At 37.1% G+C, this 24,987-nt stretch carries 21 protein-coding genes; 4 read left to right on the top strand and 17 right to left on the bottom strand.

Annotation, left to right across the window (positions count from 1 at the left end):
* Positions 1-10 precede the first annotated feature (10 nt).
* Complete coding sequence (locus GZ212_RS10400; RefSeq protein WP_166959775.1) at positions 11-1,165, top strand: DUF4105 domain-containing protein; 1,155 nt, start codon at positions 11-13, stop codon at positions 1,163-1,165.
* 194 nt (positions 1,166-1,359) lie between these two features.
* Here the strand turns inward: GZ212_RS10400 and GZ212_RS10395 are convergent, their stop codons facing one another.
* The 5 genes from GZ212_RS10395 to GZ212_RS10375 form a co-directional block, all read right to left on the bottom strand.
* Entirely contained in the window at positions 1,360-2,751 is a 1,392-nt protein-coding gene (locus GZ212_RS10395) for an exopolysaccharide biosynthesis polyprenyl glycosylphosphotransferase (RefSeq protein ID WP_166959772.1), read from the bottom strand.
* A gap of 1,187 nt (positions 2,752-3,938) precedes the next feature.
* The gene (locus GZ212_RS10390) at positions 3,939-4,946 is read right to left on the bottom strand and encodes a glycosyltransferase family 4 protein (RefSeq protein WP_166959769.1); all 1,008 of its coding nucleotides are present in this window, start codon (positions 4,944-4,946) and stop codon (positions 3,939-3,941) included.
* Complete coding sequence (locus GZ212_RS10385; RefSeq protein WP_240923797.1) at positions 4,897-6,264, bottom strand: O-antigen ligase; 1,368 nt, start codon at positions 6,262-6,264, stop codon at positions 4,897-4,899. Before GZ212_RS10385 ends, GZ212_RS10390 begins: the two co-directional genes overlap by 50 nt.
* On the bottom strand, positions 6,261-6,962 hold the full coding sequence (locus GZ212_RS10380) for a transglutaminase domain-containing protein (RefSeq protein ID WP_166959765.1): 702 nt from the start codon (positions 6,960-6,962) through the stop codon (positions 6,261-6,263). The genes GZ212_RS10385 and GZ212_RS10380 overlap by 4 nt, the downstream gene beginning before the upstream one ends.
* A gap of 200 nt (positions 6,963-7,162) precedes the next feature.
* Complete coding sequence (locus tag GZ212_RS10375) at positions 7,163-8,281, bottom strand: glycosyltransferase (protein ID WP_166959762.1); 1,119 nt, start codon at positions 8,279-8,281, stop codon at positions 7,163-7,165.
* Positions 8,282-8,908: 627 nt separating this feature from the next.
* Here GZ212_RS10375 and GZ212_RS10370 point away from each other — a divergent pair.
* Positions 8,909-9,196: a GIY-YIG nuclease family protein gene (locus GZ212_RS10370; protein WP_166959759.1), complete on the top strand. Its 288-nt coding sequence runs from the start codon at positions 8,909-8,911 to the stop codon at positions 9,194-9,196.
* 275 nt (positions 9,197-9,471) lie between these two features.
* Here GZ212_RS10370 and GZ212_RS10365 read toward each other — a convergent pair whose 3' ends face one another.
* The 12 genes from GZ212_RS10365 to GZ212_RS10310 all read right to left on the bottom strand — a co-directional run bounded on the left by GZ212_RS10365 (position 9,472) and on the right by GZ212_RS10310 (position 22,710).
* Complete coding sequence (locus GZ212_RS10365; RefSeq protein ID WP_206080428.1) at positions 9,472-10,560, bottom strand: glycosyltransferase family 4 protein; 1,089 nt, start codon at positions 10,558-10,560, stop codon at positions 9,472-9,474.
* Positions 10,561-10,883: 323 nt separating this feature from the next.
* The gene (locus tag GZ212_RS10360; protein ID WP_166959753.1) at positions 10,884-12,221 is read right to left on the bottom strand and encodes a glycosyltransferase family 2 protein; all 1,338 of its coding nucleotides are present in this window, start codon (positions 12,219-12,221) and stop codon (positions 10,884-10,886) included.
* Positions 12,221-13,048: an FkbM family methyltransferase gene (locus GZ212_RS10355; RefSeq protein WP_166959750.1), complete on the bottom strand. Its 828-nt coding sequence runs from the start codon at positions 13,046-13,048 to the stop codon at positions 12,221-12,223. The genes GZ212_RS10360 and GZ212_RS10355 overlap by 1 nt, the downstream gene beginning before the upstream one ends.
* Positions 13,049-13,302: 254 nt before the next feature.
* Positions 13,303-14,391 carry a glycosyltransferase family 4 protein gene (locus tag GZ212_RS10350; RefSeq protein WP_166959747.1) on the bottom strand — a complete coding sequence of 363 codons (1,089 nt, stop codon included), beginning with the start codon at positions 14,389-14,391 and terminating at the stop codon, positions 13,303-13,305.
* Complete coding sequence (locus GZ212_RS10345) at positions 14,391-15,005, bottom strand: sulfotransferase family protein (protein ID WP_166959744.1); 615 nt, start codon at positions 15,003-15,005, stop codon at positions 14,391-14,393. Before GZ212_RS10345 ends, GZ212_RS10350 begins: the two co-directional genes overlap by 1 nt.
* A gap of 17 nt (positions 15,006-15,022) precedes the next feature.
* Positions 15,023-15,697, bottom strand: coding sequence for a sulfotransferase (locus tag GZ212_RS10340; protein WP_166959741.1), 675 nt, complete (start codon positions 15,695-15,697; stop codon positions 15,023-15,025).
* A 2-nt stretch (positions 15,698-15,699) separates the two neighbouring features.
* Positions 15,700-16,443, bottom strand: coding sequence for a bifunctional 2-polyprenyl-6-hydroxyphenol methylase/3-demethylubiquinol 3-O-methyltransferase UbiG (locus GZ212_RS10335; RefSeq protein ID WP_166959737.1), 744 nt, complete (start codon positions 16,441-16,443; stop codon positions 15,700-15,702).
* Positions 16,444-16,643: 200 nt separating this feature from the next.
* Entirely contained in the window at positions 16,644-17,831 is a 1,188-nt protein-coding gene (locus GZ212_RS16220) for a glycosyltransferase family 4 protein (protein WP_166959734.1), read from the bottom strand.
* Positions 17,832-17,952: 121 nt separating this feature from the next.
* Positions 17,953-19,131 carry a glycosyltransferase family 4 protein gene (locus tag GZ212_RS10325; RefSeq protein WP_166959731.1) on the bottom strand — a complete coding sequence of 393 codons (1,179 nt, stop codon included), beginning with the start codon at positions 19,129-19,131 and terminating at the stop codon, positions 17,953-17,955.
* An 8-nt stretch (positions 19,132-19,139) separates the two neighbouring features.
* On the bottom strand, positions 19,140-20,249 hold the full coding sequence (locus GZ212_RS10320) for a glycosyltransferase (RefSeq protein ID WP_166959728.1): 1,110 nt from the start codon (positions 20,247-20,249) through the stop codon (positions 19,140-19,142).
* A gap of 126 nt (positions 20,250-20,375) precedes the next feature.
* Positions 20,376-21,770, bottom strand: coding sequence for an asparagine synthase-related protein (locus GZ212_RS10315; protein WP_166959725.1), 1,395 nt, complete (start codon positions 21,768-21,770; stop codon positions 20,376-20,378).
* Between the two features lie 10 nt (positions 21,771-21,780).
* Positions 21,781-22,710 carry a glycosyltransferase family 2 protein gene (locus GZ212_RS10310; protein WP_166959722.1) on the bottom strand — a complete coding sequence of 310 codons (930 nt, stop codon included), beginning with the start codon at positions 22,708-22,710 and terminating at the stop codon, positions 21,781-21,783.
* Positions 22,711-22,992: 282 nt separating this feature from the next.
* On the opposite strand from GZ212_RS10310, the gene GZ212_RS10305 reads away from it, so the two are divergent.
* Both GZ212_RS10305 and GZ212_RS10300 read left to right on the top strand, forming a co-directional pair.
* Positions 22,993-23,943, top strand: a complete 951-nt coding sequence (locus GZ212_RS10305; RefSeq protein ID WP_166959719.1) for a hypothetical protein — start codon at positions 22,993-22,995, stop codon at positions 23,941-23,943.
* Between the two features lie 206 nt (positions 23,944-24,149).
* A complete protein-coding gene (locus GZ212_RS10300; RefSeq protein WP_166959716.1) occupies positions 24,150-24,929 on the top strand; it encodes a putative capsular polysaccharide synthesis family protein in 780 nt (259 codons plus the stop codon).
* The last annotated feature ends 58 nt before the right edge of the window (positions 24,930-24,987 follow it).

Raw genomic sequence — 24,987 nt, 5'->3', positions numbered from 1 at the left:
TTCCCAACCCATGCTTAAAAAGCTTTTAGTTTGCCTCTTCTTTGTACCGCTATTAGCATTTTCTCAAGAAATTTTATCTCCAGAAGCTGAAATAAGTGTGCTTACTGTTGGCCCTGGAAACAACCTCAACGATGCCTTTGGCCACAATGCCTTCCGAGTCAAAGACCCCAGCAAAGGCTTGGATGTCACCTTTGACTATGGTCGATATGATTTTAATGCACCTAATTTTTATCTTAAGTTCGCACAAGGAAAACTGGACTATGCCATTGGCAAGACCAATTACTCAGACTTTTTAGGCTTCTACATTTGGCAAAAAAGAACGGTTAGAGAACAAGTTTTAAACCTAAAACCCTTTCAAAAAGAAGAAATCTATAAATACTTAGAACGTAATTACCAACCAGAAAACCGCAATTACAAATACGATTTCTTTTACGACAATTGCGCCACAAAAATCAAAGATGTTTTAGTAAAGGCGCAACCAGAAAAAATCAAATTTGAAAAACCAACCAACTACGAACCCCAAACTTTCAGAACCCTTATTCAAAGAGAATTGCATTGGAATACTTGGGGTAGTTTGGGCATAGATATCGCTTTGGGTTCGGTCATTGACCAAATGGCTACACCAGAAGAGCAGATGTTTTTACCAAAATACATTCATGCCTATTTTGAAAAGGCTCAAATAGGAAGCCAACCCCTAGTAAAAGAGGAAAAAACAGTGTATCAAGCTCCAGACAAAGTATTAAGTACGTCCTTCTGGGTGAGTCCCATGTTTATTTTTTCCATTATAGCATTATTCATTTTATTCCAAACATACAAGAACTATACGAACCAATCCCGAAGCCGCTATTTAGACACCATTATTTTTGTTCTTACAGGATTTATTGGCTTGGTACTACTGTTACTTTGGTTAGCTACAGATCATTCAGCTACAGCCGCCAATTACAACCTGCTATGGGCATTCCCCTTAAACCTTTTGATATGGCCGCAGCTACTTTCAAAACAGCCCAAACCATGGTTGAACCGCTATCTTAAATTTTTGATTATTATGCTTTGCCTTATGGGGCTTCATTGGATTATTGGGGTGCAACGCTTTGCTCCTAGCCTGATACCATTAGTTTTCGCCTTAGCCATCAGATATGTGTATTTGATAAAAAGCATGAAATAGGGAATAGTGGTTAGGAGTTAGGAGAAAAAATAATAGTCACTTGGATCTTTGTCACTATTGAAAATACAGATCTTTTGCATCTGAACATTGATTTTCAAGATCCTTACTACTAGAAAATAGTCTTTCCAAGAAATCTATATTCTGTGTTCTGTTCTCTTTGTTCTATTCTCCATTCACTTTTCACTTTTCTTCTTTCATTGCCCCCTGTAAAAAATAATGGTACTTAAAGTTTTCACAAGAATATTGGCATCCAAAAAGAAACTGCGGTGTTTGATATAATATAAATCATACTGAAGTTTAAGAAGGCTATCCTCCACGGTTTCTCCATAACGAACCTTTACTTGAGCCCAACCGGTAAGGCCAGGTTTAATCACATGACGCGTTTCATAAAACGGAATGACTTGAGAGAGATCTTGAACAAAAATAGGACGTTCGGGTCTGGGTCCTATCAAACTCATATCTCCTTTTAGAACATTCCAAAATTGAGGAAACTCATCCAAACGGGAACGTCTTAAAAACTTTCCAAAGGATGTGATGCGAACATCATCCTTACTCGCCATTTGAGCTCCTGAGGCCTCAGCATCCTTAACCATAGTTCGAAATTTAAGAATTTGAAACGTCTTGCCATTCTGGCCAACCCGCTCCTGTCGGTAAAACAGAGAGCCTCGATTACCAAATACATTCCCGATAAGAATAAGGGGTAGTAAACAAAATCCCACGAATAGACCTATCACAGAAATGAACCAATCAAACAGACTATGAAAAAACAGATAAAACTTATTTCTATTACTACGACTAAAAGGAAAATAACGGTAAAAATCTTTCCCCACATAGTGCACGGGAATACGGTGAACCATCTCCTCAAATACTTGACTATATTCTCTAATAGACACACCCTTTTCCAAAAGACCAATCAAACCTTGGTATAATTCTGGGGTAATATGATCGGCATTATAAGCGGATACCACAATTTCAGTAACTTTTTTTTCATTAACCAAGCGCGATAAATCAGATACGCCAAATTCAGACACCCCACCATAACGAGAAGCTTCTTTGTGGTTTCCCGCGCTGTTAATAATTCCGACAATATAGAAATTAGGATCGGCCTTTCTAAAAGCCGTGACAATCTGCTCCATTTGATCGACTTCCCCAACTAAAAGGACACGTCTGTAAAACCGAGGTCGAGTAACGACCATCAAATAAAAGACCCGCCATAAAAGGATTGGCAACAAGATAGAAAAGAAAAAATAAAGAATCTGCATCCGGTTGGATGGCAGCAGGGGGGTTAAAAAGGGTGTTAACAAATAGAATAATACCGTTACCGAAACGGTAATGCCCACATTGGGGATCACTCGGTGCAACATGGCAGAGCCCTGTATATCATAAATTTCAAAAATGGTCCCAAAAACCATGAGATACAAGCCTAGGACCCCAACCCACATCCAATTCTTGGAAGAAATGGTAAAATAGTCAAAATCAAAATACGAAGACACCAACATAAGCGTAAAGAAAACCACCCCCAAATCGATAACTCGCAAAAGGATTTTACGCTCCGAAATATTAAAATGAATATCTAAGGCTGACACAAATGTTGGTTAATAGCACCCTAAAGATATAAAGAATGCAAACCACTCCAAGCCAAATCGATAAAATCGTATGAAATTTGTTTAATAAAACGTGTTTTTACAAAGTCAACCCTTAAAAAAAGAGGACCCCAATCCTTGTAGACTTCCAAATCCCATAAAACGAATTCAATTAAATCGACCTAACTTTTTGCCCATAACTAAAGACAAACCAAATTTCATCAACGCCAAAAACAATCGACATAATTTTTAAACCGTAGTAAAATCAAAAACCAGCTTTGCTTGGACACCGGAGCGCCGGACTAGCGAAGCGATTGTGGCGCGCACGATAAAGCTGGTTTGCTAGATTTTCAAGGTATAGAAAGTAAGTCTAGCATTTTTTGTTACTTTTTTTGGCAATGCAAAAAAGTAAATTAATCCAAGCTTTTTCATAACTCATCTACAAAAAATTCAAATCAAAACCTATGGTAGCTATCAAAAGATGGTTAATGGCATCAAAACATCTTGATGTTTTGGATACTTTTGCATCAAGGTAAAAGTATCATCCCATTTTCAGTATAGTGCAGTGTAGCATATCATGTGAGTCCTCAAAACAAATCTCGGCAACACCGAAAAAACAACAACCTAATTTTTGACTACAACTAAAGGCAGATCAAATTTCGGCAAAGCCGAAAAATCGATGGTCTGCGACATAATGAGCAGAAATAGCTTTTACCAGAAAAACACTAGGAGCTATCAGACCGAACCATATTAAAAAGAAATAGGTTTAAATGCCCAAAGCTCATGGTAGCTATCGAAAGATAGCTAATGGCATCAGAACATCTTGATGTTTTGGATACTTTTGCATCAAGGTAAAAGTATCATTCTATTTTCAGTATGGTGCAGGGTAGCACATCATGTGAGTCCTCAAAACAAATCTCGGCAACACGGAAAAAACAACGACCTAATTTTTGACCACAACTAAAGGCAAACCAAATTTCGGCAAAGCCGAAAAACAACCGACCTAGTTTTTAAGACGTAGAAAATCAAAAACCTTCCTCGCTCGGGCAGAGGAGCGCCGGACGAGCGCAGCGGTTTTGGCGCACATGATAAAGGAAGTTTGCCAGATTTTCAAGACTTAAAAAGTAAGTCTTGATGTTTTGGTTCGTTTTACATCAAGGTAAAATGAACATGAAAACTAAATTAACTTATCATTTCAACAAACCAACCCACTGTTTCTTCACCACTTCCCAATCAAACCCCTCCACCTTCTTCCTAGCCTCCAAAGCAATGGAACTTGAAACCTCAGAGTGTTCATATAAATAAATCAAAGCCTCGATAAAAGCATTAGCATCATTAGGTGGCACCAACCACCCATCCTTCTTGTGCGAAACCAAATAAGGCATCCCTCCTACATGGGTAGACACCACGGGTAATCCTAAGGCCATGGCTTCAATAACACTTACTGGCATGTTATCAAAATGGGTGGTATTGATAAAAAAGTTGTCGGATTTGGAAAGTTCATGCCAGTCTGACTTGGATAACTTTCCTGTAAATGTTACGATAACATCCAATTGGTTTGCCAAATCCTGCAACTTCTTCAAACTCCCATCACTATCGGGACCAACCATGGTCAAATAGGCTTCATACCCTCGGTCTTGCAAGCCTTTTAAAATTTGAACCGCTAAACTTGGATGGTAAATTTCAGAAAAGGAACGTACCCACAAGAGGCGAATGGATTTAAAGGAGCGTTGATCAAAAGGATATTTAGAAATTTCAATGCTATTGGGAATATAAACTGATGGATAACCATGACTTTCAAAGGTGTCTTTCATAAAAAGCGAAGGTGACACCAAAGTATGTGCAGACCCAAACACACAGCGCGATAATTTAGGATTTCTTTGTAGTCGCTTTTCCAAATTCCCGCCATGAAGTATGGGAATATAAGGCAAGTGCAACAACCGACACAATTGACTCACTGCCAAAGCATAATAAAAATTAGTAGTGCTATAGGTATCGATCAAAACCACATCAGCCCACCGCCGTTTCACTAAAACACACCAACACATATCCAGCAAACGCAACCATTTATGGCGTTTACTAGAGGTATACCACAACTTAAAACCAAAAGCTTCCAGTCTAGACCCTAAAACATGGATACTGGAAACGTTACTCTTTGATTGCTGCAGGTTGTTGCCTACGTAAAGGACGTTTTTCATAAGTAACATTTAATAAGGCCAAGGCATAAACAAAAGCAGGGGCCGCAATACGCATAGACATATGGTTAATGGTTGCAAACCAAAAAGCCAACAAGGCAAAAAAGAACACATTACGTTTATTTTGACTTCGTATGGACAACGGTTTAAATAATAAAATAACCAACATGGCAATCCCAAAAATCCCATGTTCAGCCAGGGTTCGGCTTACCTCATTGTGGGATGTGATTCCTTGTCCTTCCTCCTCAATTCGTTGATCCTTAGCACGACTGGAACCAATCCCCAAAAAAGGATGCTCGATAAACCCTTCCAACTCCTCCATGAACAATTCACTTCTACCCGTAGTTAAATCCTCCTTCTCCCTTCCTAAATGATCCTTATTCTCATACCGTAACTCAATAAAACCGTCTGTTAACTTAGTACTAATGGTCCAAACAAGTGCACTTCCACCAATAAACAATCCCATCATTAAAATCAACTCTGACTGCTTTCTGCGGTTTATCGATAAATAATAAAAAACTAGAAAAGCTATCAAAGTAATAATAGCTGCAATAACGCCACCCCGACTAAAGGTGACCAAAGCACGATACCCAATCAATCCAAACAAACCCAAATTGAAAAATTTTAAAAAGAGGGTGGGTGATTTCATAAAAAATCGGACGGCTACCAAGAACATTCCCAATCCCAAGACAGCAGAGACCTGATTCGCTCCCCAGCCTCCAGCAGCAGATCGATTGGATCCCGTATTGCTCAAAACATCCTTGATACTGGGATTATAAAGATAGATATACACCGTATGGGCAATTATGGGCAACAACATGACGTAAAAGATTTCCATAAGCTGCTTTTGGCTGATCCGCTTGTCATAAGTGAATAAAGCTGCCAACCCCAAACAAACTGGGCCGCTCAACACAAAGGCGATATTAGTTCGAAAATTAGCATCAAAACTCAAGGTCGTGGAGGCCACAAAAATGGAAGGCACCATACACATGATGTATAAGAAATATGGGTATCCTTTCCCTGATATTCCTTTATAAAACATTCCTAAGACACAAAAAGCAATAACCACATATTTTCCTGCTTCATAGGATATATTACCCTTGGTAGTTCTTAAAAACACCTCAGCTCCAACAAAAATAGCGCAGGCCTTTAAAATCTCAAAAACACGTTGGTCGTTGGTGGTATAGACAACACGGTACAAACAATAGCACAACAAACCTAAAAAATATACCTTGGCCAAAGGTTCAAAAAAATATATAATCACGCCCAATAAGACATGTAGGCCAACGGCAATCACATACTTTTGATCTGATGGTCTCAAGAAAATATGCGCTGATAAGAATCCATAGGAAAGAGATAATAATAACTCTTCCGAAACAGATAAATTAAAAAATGAATAACAAAAACTGGAACCAACCTAGGAGCCCATTTTAAAAATGTGTCATAGGTTTTATTGGAATAATTACAAATCAAAAATGGAACTGTTGAGGTATGGAAATAATTTCGATCCAAGGCGGCCTCGTCTACTAACATACCTTCCTTAAAACATTTAACGGATAAGCGTTTTCCTGCTCTCTGCGCTTCAAAATAGTCCAAAACTGACAACGGCACCTCAGATTCCGAATAAAACATCAAACAGTAATACACATCCACCATGACCCACTTCCCAAGTTCCTTACAATAAACTTCATTAAAACTATGACCGCCATAAACTAGGTCAAAAGGGGCCCGAGTTGTTCCCCATTCCCGAACCTGAAGGTCATTGATGACGCAAAAATTATTAAAAATTTGAGCCATATCACTACACACACCTCCTTGGCCAGCCAACATCAACCTCAAAGCTTCTTCAGATGGTTTGCTTAAACCTGGACCTCCTGGAACATGATCATGCAACCAAACACTTAACTTTTTTAAGTTATCTAAATCGTAAGCAAAAGTCCCGCCCAAAAAAATAATATCATTGATAACCTTAAAATAAGCAGGAATGTCAGTTTTGGGATTACGAGAGTTAAAATTCATGCCTTCCATAATTTGTTCATTCCCATTTTGGGATAACAAACGAAATCGAGTTAAATAAAAAAAAGGGTGTCGCTTAATAAACCGCGTAAAACTCTTTATGGGCATCTTGAATTCCTTTTAACACCTCTAAAATAGATTAATTTTGTAAAACACAACAATTTTCACTCAATTGTCTGAATAAAATTCTATAACTTAAACCTTTATAAAAGGACCTCTTTTAAATGTTCACCATAGGAGGCATAGGAGAACTTCTTAACGCCATCCAAACATTGCTTACCCATATTTTGATAGGTCTCTGTAGTCAAATCCAAAAAAGATGATAAAGTTTTTACCAAGGTTTCAATTTTCAAATCATCCAACAAAAAGCCTGTATCAACAGTCACATACTGACCAATAGCAGAAACCGAGGAGACTATAGGGACGCACCCATATGCCATAGCTTCAGAAATGACTTTGGGAAAACCTTCCGATTGAGTGGGAAGCACAATACCATGACTTTTGGCATAGATATTATGGACATCAACCCGAGACAAAAGACCATGAAATAGGACTGGAATATTAAAACCTGCCATGAGATTTTCATATCGAGCAATCTCAGGACCGGTGCCTACCACGTGAACTTGATCCAATTTTTTAAGAATGGAATCGGGCAATTTTTTCAAGGCATTTAAAAAAACATCTACGCCTTTGGCTTCTTCTAAGCGTCCAACAAAACAGAGAACCACTCCTTCAGTTATAGGTTTTTTAGTTTGGAAGGCGGCTACTCCTTTTTCAAGTTCGGTTTCCGTCAAACAAGGATTCTCAAAGGTCAAACATTGACTGGGTTGATCAGGCCAATGCCCATTAATGGTTACCTTCCGTTTTTGATGCATCAACAGCCACCGTTGAAAACGGTATGACAAAGGTGCTGCCTCCTGTTTCCAGTTACCTGCATATTTAAACCAACCTGATTTTTGAGTACACATCAAGTAAGGAATCACATATACCCCTATCCCCGTGGGCGCCCGAAATTGGAACCAGTCACTTTCTGCCACTGCCTTTTTAACCTGACGTAGTACCTCAGGAGCTTGCCCAAGCACCCTTAATTTGTCGGTCATTTTTAGTCCTCCTATGGCTGGTAAGGGCCGAAACTCAATCCGCTGATCCTGGTAAGCCATAGCATGGGCAGGTGGCGTTCCATCGTGTAACATCGCCACATGAACAATCCGATCAAAAAGTTTTAAAAGACTATTGATTTCCATTACGGTTGGTCCAAACCCCACAATCTGGCCATTGGCTGTTTTATAATGTTCCGTATGTGAAATAATGGTCAAAGTCATAAAGAATGGTTTGCCAATCAAATATAGTCCATTACCCCAAACCACCAAATGTATTTGTTAAAGATGCTTTCGATTCTAAGACCCACACAATACAAATACCCGTTGTCACTTCGAGTGGTTTTGCGACACTAGGAGCAAAAATGTATCGAGAAGCATGTCGCTTTGGGCATTGGCCCGAAGGAAAAATCAGATCTTTTGCATTTAAATATTTATCGTCGGGATCATTCCAGCTAGAAAATTGTATCTAGAAGCAACTAACAACTAAAAACCATCAACCAAACACTAACCTGTCACTTCGAGTTACCTACCGTTAGGCATTAGGTGATTTTGTTAAGCGTAATAGTCCAAAATACTATCTATAAGTATGTCAATTCGAGTGGTTTTATGAAGCGTAGCGGAATAAAACTGTATCGAGAAGTCATGTTTCAATTTTAAAAATTGATTATTTCCTCATTGTTCTCGATACACCTCCCTGCGGTCGGAACTCAAACTGACATGACACTTTTCTGTCACTCCGAGTAATTTTGGGAGCAAAGCGATCAAAATTGTATCGAGAAGTCACTTCGAGTGATCGTTCGAAGAGCAACAAAGAGCGATTTTTATCGAGAAGCTTACTATCTTTAAAAAATGAAAGTCTATTTCGTGTACATTTTAGAATGCTCTGACAAGTCATACTACACTGGGATTACCTCAAATCTTGAAAAAAGACTTTCTGACCATCTTTCAAGGAAATATTCCAATAGCTACACAAGCACAAGACTACCAGTAAAATTGGTTTTCTATGCAGAATTCACCAATGTCGAACTTGCCATTTCAACCGAAAAGCAAATCAAAAATTGGTCGAGAGTCAAAAAGCAGGCTTTAATTAACAATGAATTTGACAGTTTACCCAATCTATCCAAGAAAAAGTTTTAATAGTTCTCGATACACCTCTCTACGTTCGGCACTCGAACTGACAAGACACCTTTATTGTCACTACTAGTGATTTTTGGAGCAAAGCAATCAAAATTGTATCGAGAAGTCACTTCGAGTAATCGTTCGAAGAGCAACAAGAAGGATTGAATCCTGAATCAACCATCAACTAAAAACAATAAACTAAAATCGTCTTGACACTTGATTCATGAATCCAACTTCCCACGAACTCCTAAATACTAACTCCTAAATACTGACTACTGACTACTGATTACTGTTTACTGTTTACTGATTCCTTCAATCACCTCCACATAACCTTTAACAACCTGCTCCCAAGCATGGGTCTCAGCCCAAGCCTTCGCACCTTCCGAATAAGCTTTATAATGACTCAAAATCTCCTGAATGGCTTCTATTATAGCTTGAGGGTCTTCAGAATCAACCAATTTCCCAGAAACCCCATTCTGTATGGCATCTTCCACCCCACTTCCCAAGCCTCCTAAGGCGGGAATCCCAAAACCATTAGCTTCCAAAATCGCAATCCCAAAGCCCTCAACATCACCAGTAGCGGTCTCCTGACTCAGCATCACAAAGATATCGGCGTCTTTTAAATAGGAAGCCACCTCATCTGTAGACAACCTCCCATGAAAACTCACATGTGACTCGACCCCCAACCGTTCAACCTCTTTTTGAAATCTGGAAACCTCTGTTGGCAGTCCCACACAGTGATAATGTAAGTCTGGAAAAACACGAAGCAATTCAGGCAATAACTTAATAACCTGCAATTGCCCTTTTCGTTCATGAACGTTCCCCACGGTAATCAGTTTAGGGTTCCCTTTCAAAGTAACTGGAATAAGATGGGTGGTTGCCCATTTATCCTCTGCATACCCATTGGGAATCACGCAAACCTTATCCTGGAACTGAGAAACCTTAGAGGCTGTAAAATTGGATACGGCAACCAAACGATCAAATGAATGCAATGCCCTATCGATACTTTTCTTCAAAGTGGTTTTATGGAAATTGACTTCAAACCCATGCAGAATCCCTATACTAGGCTTTTTATAAAGCCATTGGGTAAAACCCACCAACCACAAAGAAAATTTCCCACTGGCAAGAACCACATCCGTATGGCCCACCAAATTACGATACTGTTGAATACGCTGAAAATACATCTGCCACCGGGGACTTCGAAGTGCAGTACGAACTACCCGAAACGGAAGAGCTTCGTCAAATGTATGTTCTTCAAGACCTTCCGAAACTCGTTGATCGCTCAAGACGGTGATGTGATATCCTAATCGATGTAGTTGTTTCGCCAATTGGTAAGCATGCTCACCAATCCCCCCTGGCAAGGGCGGAAACTCAGACGTCACAAGCAATAAATTTTTATTTTTCAATGATTTACACACTTTTTTTTTAGAACACTAACATTAACCTATTCACTATTCACTATTAACTATTAACTATTAACTTAATTCTTACCTCTAGAATCTAACTCTAAACGATTACACAATTAAACCACAACTCACTACTGATTACTGATTACTAACCACTGACTCCTGACTCCTGACTCCTGATTCCTGATTACTGATTACTATTTTGATATGATTTAAGCCAAAAGTTCTATTTTCTATTTTCTTTTCTCCTATAACTAATCCGTCTATTGTTCATTGTTCATTGTTAATTGTCCACACATCTACTCATCCCCTAACTTCTCAACCTTTGGCCCCTCCTTAATTTTCTGACTAGCCATATACCAGGAACGCCCCACTTGAACCAAAACAAGAGGCAACAGCAACAAGCTGATTAAGCCACCCAAAACCATCATACCTCTATTTTTTTTAAATTGATAAGGCATCACCGAAAAAGGTACGGTTCGCACAAGGCTATATATAGATGCCTTAGTACCAAAATACCTCTTAAAATAATAAATAACACTAGGAATAGGTCTAGGTGCCAACCAATGCTTGGGTCGAAACGCATCCCAACTCCCCATCTCTCTTAACCCTCCAGTACCTACTTTCAAATGAAGTCGTTTTGCATGGGGATTAGAAACATTACTAAATCCCGCTAAATAACAGCGCATTCCAAATTCCCCATCGCCCATACGTTGCTTTTCAAACTGCCGATCAAAAAGCCCAACTTGCAGGAAGACTTCTTTTTTTAGCAGTACATTACCCGTGTCCAATTGATCACTGATTCTAAAAAACTGATAATTTAATGGAACTCTGGCTCCCTTTTGACTGATGGATACCCCAGAGGAAATATCTGCATTAAAATAGTCCAAGCCCTTTAAATGGGCTTCAATCCAGTTGGAGTCCACGCGAGAATCATCATCATACAACAAAATAAAATCTCCTTTAGCCCTTTCTATAGCCTCATTTCTAGCCCGCCACAAAGCCTTTTCCGCCTGTCTCCAATGTATCAACTCAAAAGACCATCCTTCATAAATCGTAGCATCATAGTCTTCGGTTTGATCCACTACCAAGACCTCAAAATGTTGATATGTTTGCTGTTCCAAATCCTTAAAAACATCCTGTAGATAGACATAGCGATTCAAGGTAGGTATAACAATGCTTATAAAAGGTGTTTTGGATAACAAGGGCGATTGAAAAATGGAATAACCATCATAAGCAATCCGGTCTTGAACCAAATGTGGTTTTCTAACCTCCCTTTCTTTCCAAAAAGCAAGAAACTCCTTAATAGGATGATGAAAGCTTAAAAGTCGTAATACAAAAACATACCAAACCCAAGCCCAATGAAAATTTTTCCTCAAGAACCGATACTCATCTACCAAAGGAAGTTTTTCAAAGGTATCATAAGTTGGCGTATCCCCAATAAATCCCTGTTGTATCGCCTGCCAAGACAAGTCGTATCGGGTTGCCAATTCCGAGGCGTACTTCATATCAGAAGTCAATTGAGATAGCACTTCTTGAGGAAGGTATCTGGCAATGGGAAACACTGTGAAACCATCTGTTCGGAGCCGTTGAAAGTAATGGGTTGGCTGTAAATATTTTAATAGTCTAAATGGCATTATAATAAATTGGGTAAAGGACTGCTTTCTGCAATGCCGGTCAAATAGTTTGGATATGGTTTTTCTTTAGGAAGAAGTAATAAATGATATTTCCCCCGCCCCTTTACAGCCTCTACAGAAGTTAATTGACTTCCAGTCTTGAGATACCAAGCGCGATAAGACACGACCTCACACCAATCAAGTATCCTTTGAGTGTTTGTTTCCATGGTCAAGTCTTCGTTGCGGTGCATTTCAACAAAAAAACTGCATTTTGATATTTCGGATAGCTTCTTGGCTCCTTCCAAAACCAAAGCTTCAGCCCCTTCTACATCAATCTTCACCAAATCTGGTAATATATTGTAAAATTCCATTAAAAAATCTAGCGTTACCGTTTTTACCTGTATAAAAGAATTAGCCTGAGAGGCTGTTTTGGCATGGGAAGCATACATACTTCCTGCGGCTCCCGTTCCAATCGTATAAAATTTCACCTCCTCATCACAGTTGGCACTAACAAAAGCGGAATAAAAGTTAACTCGGAACCCAAAGTGATTCTCTAAAAACATCTTTGAAGCAGCTTGCAATACTTTGGGGTTGGGATCCACCAAAACAACTTGACGATTGGGATTTTGAATAAGGGAAAGTAAAGTCATATACCCCACATTACTACCTATGTCAAATAGGATGTTATGGTGTTTAACCAAATGAAACCACCATGCATCGTCCTTATCACGACGAAGTCTGATAGATTTTTTTAAAACTTTTAAAGGAACCCCACACAAAGTAATTTTTATAAAAGGCTGCTCCTCCTTTAAAACATACTTCTTAATTCCTTGCCATAGCCAACTCAATACAATAAATGTTTTTGTAAATTAACTCCCCTTTTGAACTATTTTAATAATCGAATAAATCTATTAAAAAATAAGGCCTTTCTCAAAGATTGAAGTTATAATTCTTTAAAATAGCTTCACTAAACCTTCCCTTTTAAAAATAGGCACATATATATTTCCAGTAATTATTTGAGAGATAGACTAATTGGTTTTTAACAAGTAGTTACCTTATCATCAAGAATCAAAGGCTACATTTACTTAAACAAAGAAGATAACTATGGTTTGTTAGTTCTTAAAAGAACGGTTTTAATCTGTTCATAGATGATATCTGGATTAAAATAACGTTCATAAAGGTTTTTAAAATAGGTTCCTTCTAATCCCTGACCTTGAAAATAAGGTAACAATCTTTGGCTTAAAGAATTGGCATCTCGCGGGTCAAAAACAAACCCATCCAAAGTATGGGCTTCCTCTGTTAAATATCCCAAAGAACCAAAAGATGATGATACTAAAACCGGACACCCCATTGCCAGCGCCTCAATAAACACTAACCCAAAAGCTTCATGCAAACTAGGTAACACAATAACATCCATCGATTGGTAAAATTCAATCATTTCAGTATGAGATAAATTCCCTAAAAAGTCAACATGTCTCTCAAGTAGAAGATCTGAAGTCCATTGTTTTAAAAAAGATTCATCCTTACCTTGACCTGCCAAAAACAATTTAAAATGGACAATTCCGGAATCCTTTAATTGGTTTAAAGCTTGAAGAACCAGTTTTTGATTTTTATGGACTTCCAACCGACCCGGACACCCTATTTTAAGCACGCCTTTACTTGAGCGCTCCAGTTGAAATTCGCTAACGTCTTTCAGTATATTATGAATAGGCGTCCAAAAGGGAATTGTTGTAATTCTGGCGTCCAAAATACCATAAGCGTTTATAAGCTCCTTCTTAGTTGCTTGGGAATTTGCAATAATAACATGGGCCAATTTCAAAAATTGCTTTTTTATAAAAATTTGTTTTCTAGAGGCTCCAGTCTGTTCATTTAAAGAATGATACCAAACAATATTTTTTTTAACGCCCAAAATCCGACCAAACAAAAGAGCAGGATTCACATAGCTAAAATTGGAAACCACCACATCCGGCTGAACGCTCTTTAGTATATTATAAACCTCATAATAGTTCCTAAGGTAGCCTCCTTTTTTTTTGATGATCAATTCAAAAGGGTGAGAATCATCTACCTTCTTTTGCCCTTTCAAGCTAAAAAAAGTGACTTGATGGCCATCATTGGAAAGTCTAATTGCCAATTCCTCATAAAATTGAGAAAGCAATCCCCGGTTAAACGTATATAAAATTAGGATATGCACTAATACCCTTTTTTTAAATTCCAATAGAGAGATCTCAAATCCCGATACCATTTATATGTGGGGAGCCTTCTTCTTCCATTATTTCTTCCATGCGGAAAAGCTTCTCTTGGAATTTCCTGAATATTGAGAAAACCACATAAAGTTTCATAATTGAAATTCTTCTTCATGTCCATAACTAAAAAGTGGGGGTTGTCACCAAAAAATACTTGTACTTCTTCATTGTGCTGTTGATAGACTTCTAAGTAACTCGACTCAAAACCTTCTGCACAAGGCACACCATAAATTTTTTGATGTAATGGGTTTCTAATACTGGCAAAATATTGCACGACACTACGGATCCAAGATTGAGGATCTCTAACTGTCAATATAAAATACGCTTCTGGAAAAAGCCCCAACAACTCTTTGTAAAATAATGGCCAAGGCATATCTTGAACCGCATCCCAATCCAGTAATGTTGTTTTAATATAAGTGTGAAGTTCTTTGGTATCTAGAAATTTCAAAAGATTTTTATCTCCCCCATAGACACGATAACCTAAACGTTGTAATGCCAATTCTAAAGAAGTAGTTCCTGTTTTTTGGAACCCAATGATAAAGACTTTTTCTTCTTTTCTCATTAAAAAACCCAATTTTTTTAACTTAAAACACCGCTCTTTCTTAAAAACGCCACCCACCTTTGCCACCGATGCTCACCAACAACTGGCAAAAAGAAACTTCTAATCTTTGTATTGAATCGATGCTTGAAAGTCATACGTTCCTTAAAATACTTTGCTTTCGCATGTGGCTTTTCGGCTACTTTTCCTAAAATGTTTTTAGGTAGAGGTTCATTTAAAAAATCACACAAATCCTCCCAAGAAAGTGTTTTTATATCCACACTCAAAACTTTTTCTGGATGCTTGTCTTTATAAAATCCAAAATGATCATAGTACTGCTCAAAAAATTCCAAAAAGTCCCCTTGACTCTCCTGAGATTTCTCTATCTTAAAATAGGGGTATGCCAAATAATTGGTTCCCTTATTCCCATACGAATCATAAAAACTTTGCCACCAAGCCGCCTTTTCACGTTTCAATTCAATAAACAAAACCTGTTTATCTTCCTTAAACAGCTCCCATTCAAAACACCAAGGGTAATCCTGAAAGCCATCATAAGTCTCAAAACGGTGCTGTAATAAATCCAAATCTCCAGGTTTAAACTCAAGCTCTGGCCCAGTAACTTGATACCCCAGCATCCGAAGCATCAAAGTAAGTGTAGAGGTTCCGGTTTTGGGCAACCCTACGACAACAATCTTATAAGGTTTAACACCTCCCATAACTAACTTTTACGGACTTTAGCAATCAAATGTGCCGTATTCTGTGAACTTTGGCTCACATTTCGGGATTGCAGACGATTTACCAAATTACAAAATGACGTTTTTAAAAACAACCAAGGCCTTTTCTTGGAAAATCCAGTTAACCCACCAACCCGATATTTCCCAGTTTTAACGGCATAAGTCACTTCCACAATATCAAAATATTGCTTCAATAACTCCTCTAATTCCCTCTTGGAATAATGCCGCACATGATCAGGGTTCTTATGAGGGCCTTCATTTTTGATAAAGTCCCCATTGGGGGTTGTAAAATAAGCCCATCCGCCTGGTTTAAGCACCCTGGCAATGTGCTTAACAAACAAAGCATCTTCCTCAACATGTTCAATAACTTCAATACAGGCCACGGCATCATAGATCTCCGACGGTTGAGCCGATTGGGTCATATCCTCAATAACCAATCCTTGAATATTACTTCGCTTGTCCTGAATGGATGATAATATGGTTTCGGTAAATCCCAGATGCAATTCGGTCTGGGTCGCACTCTCCTGGGGCACATCCAATAAGGTGACTTGTACAGGAAGTCCGATGGTATATGGGGATTTCCGTCCGCCTACATCCAGCAACTGAACACCATCCTTATAGTCACGGTTCATGGAAGCCACCAAACGCTTTAAATCTTGGCGTACCAATTGAAGATGTACCGGCAACACTGGAAGCGCCAACCATCGCAACCACTCATATCGAGTCATAAATAGATCATTTTCTTAATAGCATACAAGTATAACACTCTCCCTTATAAAAACCAAGCCTTATGCTCAATGCCCAATTTTTCTTGACTCTTGACTCTTGGTCCTTAAATCCTCCTACTACCTACTAATAACCGATTACTGAATACCAAGCAATACATTGTTCATTGTCCACAAATCCACACATCTCCACATCCACGCAACTACATATTAAAAAACCTTCCAAAAGCCTCACGTTGCTGCTCCAACCCAAACTCCTGCTGTACCCTTCTCATAGCGCCTGCTCTCACTGCGTCCAAACTCGCAGAAGACAATCCCAACAAATCTATAAGAACTTGAGCTAAAAATTCAGGCCGTCGCTTGGGCACTACCCAGCCGGTCTCTCCATGTAAGACATTTTCAGGTAAGCCTTCAGCATCACTCACCACACATAACAAGCCCATAGCTTGAGCCTCGAGAACTGCATTGCAAAACCCTTCTTGAATACTATATTGCAGATACACATCATGATTCTTATAAGCTTCCCTTACTTGTTCTGGGGTTCTTTCTCCTAAAATCGAAACCTGACTCTGCAATCCCAGCTGATGAGTGGCAAACACCAAACGTTCATATTGATCACCTGTTCCTACGATGGTATATTTAAAATCCACTCCTTCGGACTTCAGTAAAGCCAAGGCCTTCAAAGTATATTCCAAACCTTTTTTCCAATGCAACCGAGCCACCGTAAGGATTCGTAACGGTCTTTTTAGGGACTCCAAGGACACGCTTCCCTTAAAAAAGGACACATCAATCGCTGGAGTAATTACAGATATAATCACCTCTGGGACACCCAACGCCACCAAATCAGTTTTCATTTCTTGGGATAACACATGATAAACACAAGGCTTAGAAAACAAGATTTTATACATAGTGGGTTCTTTTAAAGGAGACAGATACAAATCAAAGCCCCTAAAGCTCACCCCCATTCGAGCCCCCATAACTTCGGCTACATGCTCCCGATGAACTGCCAAGGCACCAAACCCAAAATGCAACCAGTCCAAAGACTCTGTCATCAAATACAAACTCAAAAATACATTTTTTAAACTCCGATAACGGGAACGGCCACTCTTACGATTTAAACTATAAAGTTGGAACCATTTTAAAGGAGACGTTTGAAAACATAAGACCAAAAGCCTAAAAAGCTTCTTAAACAACGGCGCTGAAAAAGGAGATACCCGTACCTCACATAAAAACGGTTCTCTATTAGGCTTATCCTGATCAACAAACAACACCACCTCAAATCCCTGTGCCTGCAAACCTTTGATCTTATTCCTAAAAAAAGTCTCCGAATATCCAGGTACTTGTGATAGCACCAATCCAATACGCTTTTTATGTCCTAATGTCCTACTCACTATTCACTTTTTCTATAATCTTGGTTCTTGGCTCTAGCTTCTCTCCTTTTAAATCCAACTTCCCACAGACTACTAATTCCTGACTCCTGCCTCCTAAATAACCATTGTTCATTGTTAATTGCTAATTGTTAATTGTTAACTGCTCATACAAATCACTCATTCCCTCAACCATCAAATCCAAACGATGCTGGGTTTCTATGGTCTTCCTAGCCTCACGCCTGATGGCTTCCAATCGCTCCTGAGGCAAACCAGCCACATAGGTAATTTTCTCTGCCAACGCCTTGGGATCTCTCACAGGTACCAAAAATCCATTCACCCCATCTTCAAGCACTTCATCCATTCCCCCACAATCTGTAGCTATAACCACCGTACCTATAGCCATGGCCTCCAACACCACATTTGCGATTCCTTCTTCCACGCTAGGAAGCAACAGCACATCGGCACTCTCCATATAATACCGTACCAAATCTCCTGAAACAGCTCGCTCAAAATTGACCACTTCCTCCAATCTTAAATCCCGTCGTTGGTACAACAACTCAAAATCTTCCTGCACTCCCAATAATGTAAAATGAAAATCGAGTCCCTGTTGTTTTAACAAATAACAGGCATCCAAGGCATATCCATAGCCCTTTTTCCAATGAGAACGACCTACGGCCAACAACCGCAAAACAGCCCTGGGTGATTTAATTTCTCGAAAACCAAAAGTAGTCAAATCCAACCCACTATAAACAGTTTTTATCAAGGCAGAAGGAGCCCCATAATGTTTACTCTCCTTTCCAATGGCATTTGAAACCGCATGAAACCCATCTACCTTTGGAAAAAACGTTCGATACATGGATGCCAACTGAAGATCTGCAATGGGGGAATAGTTGACATGGGCACCCCGTAAACTCAACACCAACTTCATCCCAAAATCCTGCACCCAAAGCCACTCACCTATCCCCTTGGCCCATTGCACATGAAACACATCAGGCCGGTGGTACAAAACAGGATAAGTTTTAAGACGGGAATATAAATTAAAGCGTTGTTGCTCTTTTAAATAAACATCCAATGCCTTCTTAGACTTTGAATTAAAAAGACTTAGCAATAACCAATATTTAAATAAATAAAAAATCTTAAACACTCGGGAAGTTCGATATCCTAAAACCCTGACATTATCAGGATAATGGACTCCAAACTTTTGAATGCCAAACAAATAAATGGCATGGTCTTTTTGAGCCAAACCATCAACCAAACGCTCAATAAAGGTTGAACTTGGTATCTCTCCAGAATAAATGGCTATTTTAATTCTTTTACTCAAACTGTATCTTAATTTTTAGAGAGTAGGTTTTTATAAAGCTCAGTATGCGATTTAATAAATTTTTCTACGGAATAGGTGTTTTCCGCTCTAGCTCTCATTTGCTTTCCCATTATATTGCGATCTTCTTTGCTCATCTTCATTATTGTAACAATAGATTTCTTTAAACTCTCAACATCATTGGGCTCGAACAAACAGTTTGGGAAAGGTTCCAATATATCTTTGACGCCACTAACATTTGATCCAATAACAACTTTTCCAGAAGCCATGGCTTCTAAAGGTGCTATAGGAAGCCCTTCTCCTCTTTCTAAAGTCGGGATCACAAACAAATCGGAAATGGCGTGGTAAGGTCTAACATCTAGTTTTTTGCCTACAAAATAAATGGTTTCAATGCCCTTGGTCATGGCTTTTAGGGTATCAGCATACTTGCCTTGATCATTACCTACAATCAAAAGTTTGACCTCTGGTTTATCCAATTCAATAATGGCATTTATTAATACTTCAATGCCTTTAACAGGGATTAGATTCACTACAGAAACAATGACAAAATCATTAATGTCAATATCAATTCCTTGCAAAACCATAGGATCACTTTTAAAGTCAGGATTATAATAGCTGGTATCAACGCCCAAAGGAATTTCTTCAACCTTTTTAAGTAGTTTTTCAGAGTAAAAGGATTTCATATCCGAATTAATTGTAATAATTTTAGAACTTAAGGCACTTCTCCATCTCCAAGCCTTATTCCCCCAACCCATAGATTTTTTAGTATGAATCCAAGGAATACCAGCTAATTTTGCTGCTAAAGGCTCAGAAAAATCACTACTCCAGTGCCAGGAATGGATGATATCAAATTTCTTCTTTCTAAAAAAGCGAATGGTTTTTATAAGCCTAAAGGGAAATGTAAAAAATGGGCGGTAATCAATAGCAAAAGGAAACAAATGAACCTTTACATTCAGGGTTTCAATTTCCTTAAAAAAAGCGCCGCGACTGTGAAAACAACAAATTTCAGGCTCAAAAAGAGTCCGGTCTAAGTTATTTACCAAGTCATAGACTACTTTACCACTTCCCGCCGTATCAAAATTGGTGATGGTAAATAATATTTTGATTTTTTTAGAAGTCATTTTGTTGAAGGGAGCTGATAGCTACAATTTTTCATATGTACTGGCAGCAAGACCTATTTTTTCGCATTTTAATTGAATTATATGGTATAAGTATACTCTTTCACAGAAAAATTATTATTTATTACATTACAATTCCGGTTTCTTATGAAATCTCTCTTGAAACAATGCCAAAGTTAATAGCATACTTACAGAATGAGAATATTTTAAAGCATCCTTTTGTTTAAAATACTCATAGAATTCCTTTATAATCTCCTTTGGAACAAGTTCCTTTAATTTGGATTCAAATAACCATTTTTTTAATGGTTGATCATTGTCCTTCCCAACAAACTGCAATTCCCAATTTCTAGAAATATAAGGTTTACCAATCAACTCATTAAAGGCTCTTTTCATTTTATTGGTCACCCTATACGGTAAATTATACGGTGATTTATTTAAATGGTATGAATTTAAATTAAAAGGCCGTTGTCCCTCCCAAGTAATCTTGGCCAGTTCTGGAGCATTTTTCTTAATGTATGCAATTTGAAGGCGTCTATTTGCCAAATGTTCTTCGGGTACCGTACAGATAAATTCAAACATTCTATCATCATAGTAGGGCAATGTCACAGGATGTACACTCTCGAAAACAGATAAGTTATTGGAAGACCATCGAGATACGTAATACTTGGTTTTAAAGGCACGCAATTTGGCATTGGTATCTTCTATTTCAATACCTTTTAACAGCATCCTTAAACGCCTCTCAAAATAATCTTCAAAACGACCTCCCATACCCCAAGCGTTCCATAAAGAACTGGCTAGTTCTACTCCTCCTTTTTTTAAAAGAAGCTTCGTTAATACGGCAATTTCTTCATCAAAAGACAATTGGGGTAATCCAAAGGAGTCAAACATTAAATCCCCCATATGTCCCAAAGAAAACACATGACCCATCCCCTTAAAAGCATCTATAAATGCCATTTGACGCGGATGGGTAAACTCCGAATAGCATTGATTGATGTCAGCTAAGTCTTCAATACAATCCCATAAATAACCTTTTGGAACGGTAAAAGAAGTAAATGTGAAATCGCACGCTTTAGCTATTCTTTGGGCTATTTTAGTTTCTGGATAGCCTCCGGCATACTCATAACTATAGGAATGAACCTTAGGATGGTCCCGAAGCGCAACAGCCTGTGTTCTACTATCTAACCCGCCAGATATGGGTAAAATGACTTTTTTGTTATCCGTCTGTTCTTTTACGATAGTTTCAAATAAGCTCGTAAACTCCCGAAGCGTATCATCAAAACCAATATTTCTTGGTGAATAATGCCATTGAAACCACTTTTTAGAAGAAATAATTTTATGGTTGTCATCTAATTGATATTGGGTACCTGGAGAAAGTACAACCTCATCCTTCCAATAAGTATCTGAATCGAGGAAAAAACCGCAAGCAACAAAAAAACATATGGCCTCTAAATCTAGTTCATGATTACCCTGAGATTTGACTACAGTTTTTCCGATGGGTAAAATAGGTGTTTTTAAGGTTTTCATTTCCCAGACACTATTTATAAAAATATCGGTTCAATCGGATAAACATGTCTCTCGATATTAAATGGTATTTATATAATTTCAAAAAAGAAGAAGCTCTCATATAACTTAAAAAAGACATGTATTTTTTTGTATAAAACAAACTTAAACTATTTTGTAGGTAAAACAAATCTCCTTTATTATTCGACTTTCCAAAATAGCGTATACATAAAAAGTAATATCCAGTCACTAAACTCCTTTGTCGCTTATCCAATTGGTAATGGACGTGCATATAAGTAATCAAAAAGTCAACAGCTCCGCATATAAGATGAACAGGTTTTTTTTTAATATCTATGGGGGCAACACGATAGTAAAAATCAACTTTGTTATCAATAACCTTATAACTTTTACTATTCAAAAGCGCTCTAATAAATAGCTCCACGTCTTGCAGCCTGTTTAATTCTGTATTGAATTTCCCAATACTCTTAAGAAACGCTTTATTCCATAGCACACAGGATGTTTGCCAAATAAATTTGGCTTGTAAAAAATGATCTAAATAATTGGCATTGGCCGAAGGTGCGGGCCTGCTATTCCCATATTCATCTAAAAGATTAAAATTTTTGAATACGACAAAATCTTCAACTTCAATAAGCCTATTACTCACAAAGTCGTCTGAGATAAGGTCATCTGAATCTAAAAAAACTAAGTACTTGTATGAGGCGAGGTTAATACCAATATTTCTACAAACAGAAGCAGTTGTTTTTTTATCGGTAAAAACGAGTTCAATATTAGAGTTACTATTCTGCTTAAAGTACTCAACAATAGAAGCTTTAACCAAAGGCTCTGAAAAATCATCAACTATAATCCATTCCCAATCGTTAGCACTCTGTTTTACTAAACAATCATATATTTGTTTAATACCTTCAAAATTATTAAAATGAGGTGTTATAATACTTATTGCCATAGATTAACCTGCGAATGAAATAATCACTGCAATATAATAAACCTACCCGCAATTAATTCAGGATAGAATATTATAAGCTTCCTTTGAAAAATTATAGGAACCTACTTTTTTCTTATTTTATCATTGTAAATAAAGTTGATTATAGATGAAATGAGTGTTGGAAAGTAATTTTTAGAAATGTATTTTTAGATCCTATTCTTAAAAGGGAATTAAGCATTAAATAAAGGTTTAGAAATAAAATTAACGTAAAGTCTCGTATGAAATATGCCTCTTAACGCACATATGAATAAATTTATTTTCAAGAGCCTTTTTACTTTTTCAATTATTCTAGGAGGATATTTAGTTGTTTCTTATATCGTAAATGGGGATGATAAGAAAAGTAATGACTATTTGGCCGCAATTGAGGATAAACATAAAAGGATTGGGAAAATCAATAGTCCCAAAATCATTTTGGCGGGAGGTTCCAACTTAGCTTTTGGAATAAATAGCGAAAAAATCCAGAAGGATTTATCTATTCCTGTTGTTAACCTAGGCTTACATGCTGGGTTAGGTTTAGAATTTATAATTAATGAATTAAAAACCTCAATAAAAAAAGATGATATCATCATATTATCTATTGAATATTTTTTAGAAAAAAAAGGGTCATATCGTTTAAAAACCTACACTAAGACGTTGTATCCCAACGCATCTAAATATTTCAAAAAAAATATGAAAGAAGATATTTCCATTCATATCGAAAAGACCCGAAAAAACTTAAAATCAATAAACCAATCCAGAAAGGTAGATACTTCATTCTCCATATACTCGAGGAAAGGATTTAATAAATTTGGTGATGTCGTATCTCATTTAGACCTAATTCCTCCAAAAGAAATAGCTAATAGAACTATCTTATCATATAGAATTTGGGAGGGTATTGAAATCCTTAATGATTTTTTTGATTATGCCAATTCCATAGGGGTACATGTTTTTTTTATATATCCCAATTACCCTAAATCAGAATATAAAAAGAATAAAAAAATTATAGATAAATTACATCAAGACTTGATGAGTAACCTGTTAATTGAAACTTTAGGTACTCCTAAGGATTTTATTTTTAATGACAGTTTATTTTTTGATACTATATATCATTTGAACAAAGAGGGCCGAAATTTAAGAACAATAAGATTAATTGAATTATTAAAGAATAGTGCAAGTATACAGCAATGCATGAAAAAGATAACTAAAACAAAATAGTCAATGGTATGTAGTCTGACGACACAAATAGATTTAAAAAAGGAACTATAAAATACTTCTAAAGGTGATGTTATGACTAACCCGTATGCCGCTATTCAAAATTTTCTAAATATAAATCGTCCTGCTCACTTGGGTATACTATTAGTATTTGGTTTAGTTAAGCAAACCGTTTTTTAATATAAAATATAACAAATCCAATAAAGAAATTGAAAGCATTTACCCATTTTAAAAAACAACTAAAAAAAACTGCCAAAAATTTTTTGTTGACAATAAGATTGCTAAAACGTATCGAAATAATTACAGTTGCAAAAGTAGGAAGCGCTAGTTTTAAACACGTAATGAAACACGATAAGAGATATCTTGTTAATCATGGGCATTCCCTATTACGTTTAAGAACCGTACTAAAAAATAATAAGAATACCTTAATAATTGTTGGTGTAAGAAATCCAATTGATAGAAATTTATCCTATTTATTCCAGACATATGCTCGTGACTTTTACAATGATGTAAGAACAAAAAAGAATGGTTACAAAGGTGAATATTGTTTTATCTGTTCTAAAAATGATTTATCTAAAATGGATAATGATGATTTGATTCAAAAATATTTTAAAATGGGGTATCATAATACATTTAACGATTGGTTTTATGAGTTTTTTGAAATCACAGGAATTGATAAAATGTCATTCAACAAAGAAAAGGGTTTGCAATGTTATAAATTACCAAATAATAACACAGTTATGATTTATGTTTTAGAAAAATTAAACAATAACAAAAGTCAAATATGCAAATATCTAAATATTGAAGATTTACCTCATTTTAATAATAGTGAAGATAGAGAATACAAAACCAAATATCAAGAAATTAAGAGTAATATAAAATACCCGAAATCTTATCTAGACAGACTATTAAAAACGGATATCATTCATTTTTTTTATACAGAAGAAGAAATTGAAGCTATGTATAAGAAATACAAAACATTTGATTAAACCAACCACTAATGGCTTTTGGTATAAGATACTATTTAGATAATAAACCAAAAGTTGC

Origin of the sequence: Mangrovimonas sp. CR14, from assembly GCF_011764015.1 — a bacterium.
Classification (GTDB): domain Bacteria; phylum Bacteroidota; class Bacteroidia; order Flavobacteriales; family Flavobacteriaceae; genus Mangrovimonas; species Mangrovimonas futianensis.
The sequence above is the reverse complement of the archived record's forward strand: the minus strand, read 5'-3'. Positions and strand labels throughout refer to the sequence as shown.

Coding starts and splice junctions, on each gene's coding strand:
- GZ212_RS10375 (WP_166959762.1), bottom strand. CDS start 8,281: ATGACTTTGACCATTATTTCACATACGGAACATTATAAAACAGCCAAT.
- GZ212_RS10370 (WP_166959759.1), top strand. CDS start 8,909: ATGAAAGTCTATTTCGTGTACATTTTAGAATGCTCTGACAAGTCATAC.
- GZ212_RS10310 (WP_166959722.1), bottom strand. CDS start 22,710: ATGGCAATAAGTATTATAACACCTCATTTTAATAATTTTGAAGGTATT.
- GZ212_RS10380 (WP_166959765.1), bottom strand. CDS start 6,962: ATGAATTTTAACTCTCGTAATCCCAAAACTGACATTCCTGCTTATTTT.
- GZ212_RS10335 (WP_166959737.1), bottom strand. CDS start 16,443: ATGACTCGATATGAGTGGTTGCGATGGTTGGCGCTTCCAGTGTTGCCG.
- GZ212_RS10305 (WP_166959719.1), top strand. CDS start 22,993: ATGAATAAATTTATTTTCAAGAGCCTTTTTACTTTTTCAATTATTCTA.
- GZ212_RS10345 (WP_166959744.1), bottom strand. CDS start 15,005: ATGAGAAAAGAAGAAAAAGTCTTTATCATTGGGTTCCAAAAAACAGGA.
- GZ212_RS10320 (WP_166959728.1), bottom strand. CDS start 20,249: ATGACTTCTAAAAAAATCAAAATATTATTTACCATCACCAATTTTGAT.
- GZ212_RS10390 (WP_166959769.1), bottom strand. CDS start 4,946: ATGAAAAACGTCCTTTACGTAGGCAACAACCTGCAGCAATCAAAGAGT.
- GZ212_RS10400 (WP_166959775.1), top strand. CDS start 11: ATGCTTAAAAAGCTTTTAGTTTGCCTCTTCTTTGTACCGCTATTAGCA.
- GZ212_RS10315 (WP_166959725.1), bottom strand. CDS start 21,770: ATGAAAACCTTAAAAACACCTATTTTACCCATCGGAAAAACTGTAGTC.
- GZ212_RS10340 (WP_166959741.1), bottom strand. CDS start 15,697: ATGGGAGGTGTTAAACCTTATAAGATTGTTGTCGTAGGGTTGCCCAAA.
- GZ212_RS10360 (WP_166959753.1), bottom strand. CDS start 12,221: ATGCCATTTAGACTATTAAAATATTTACAGCCAACCCATTACTTTCAA.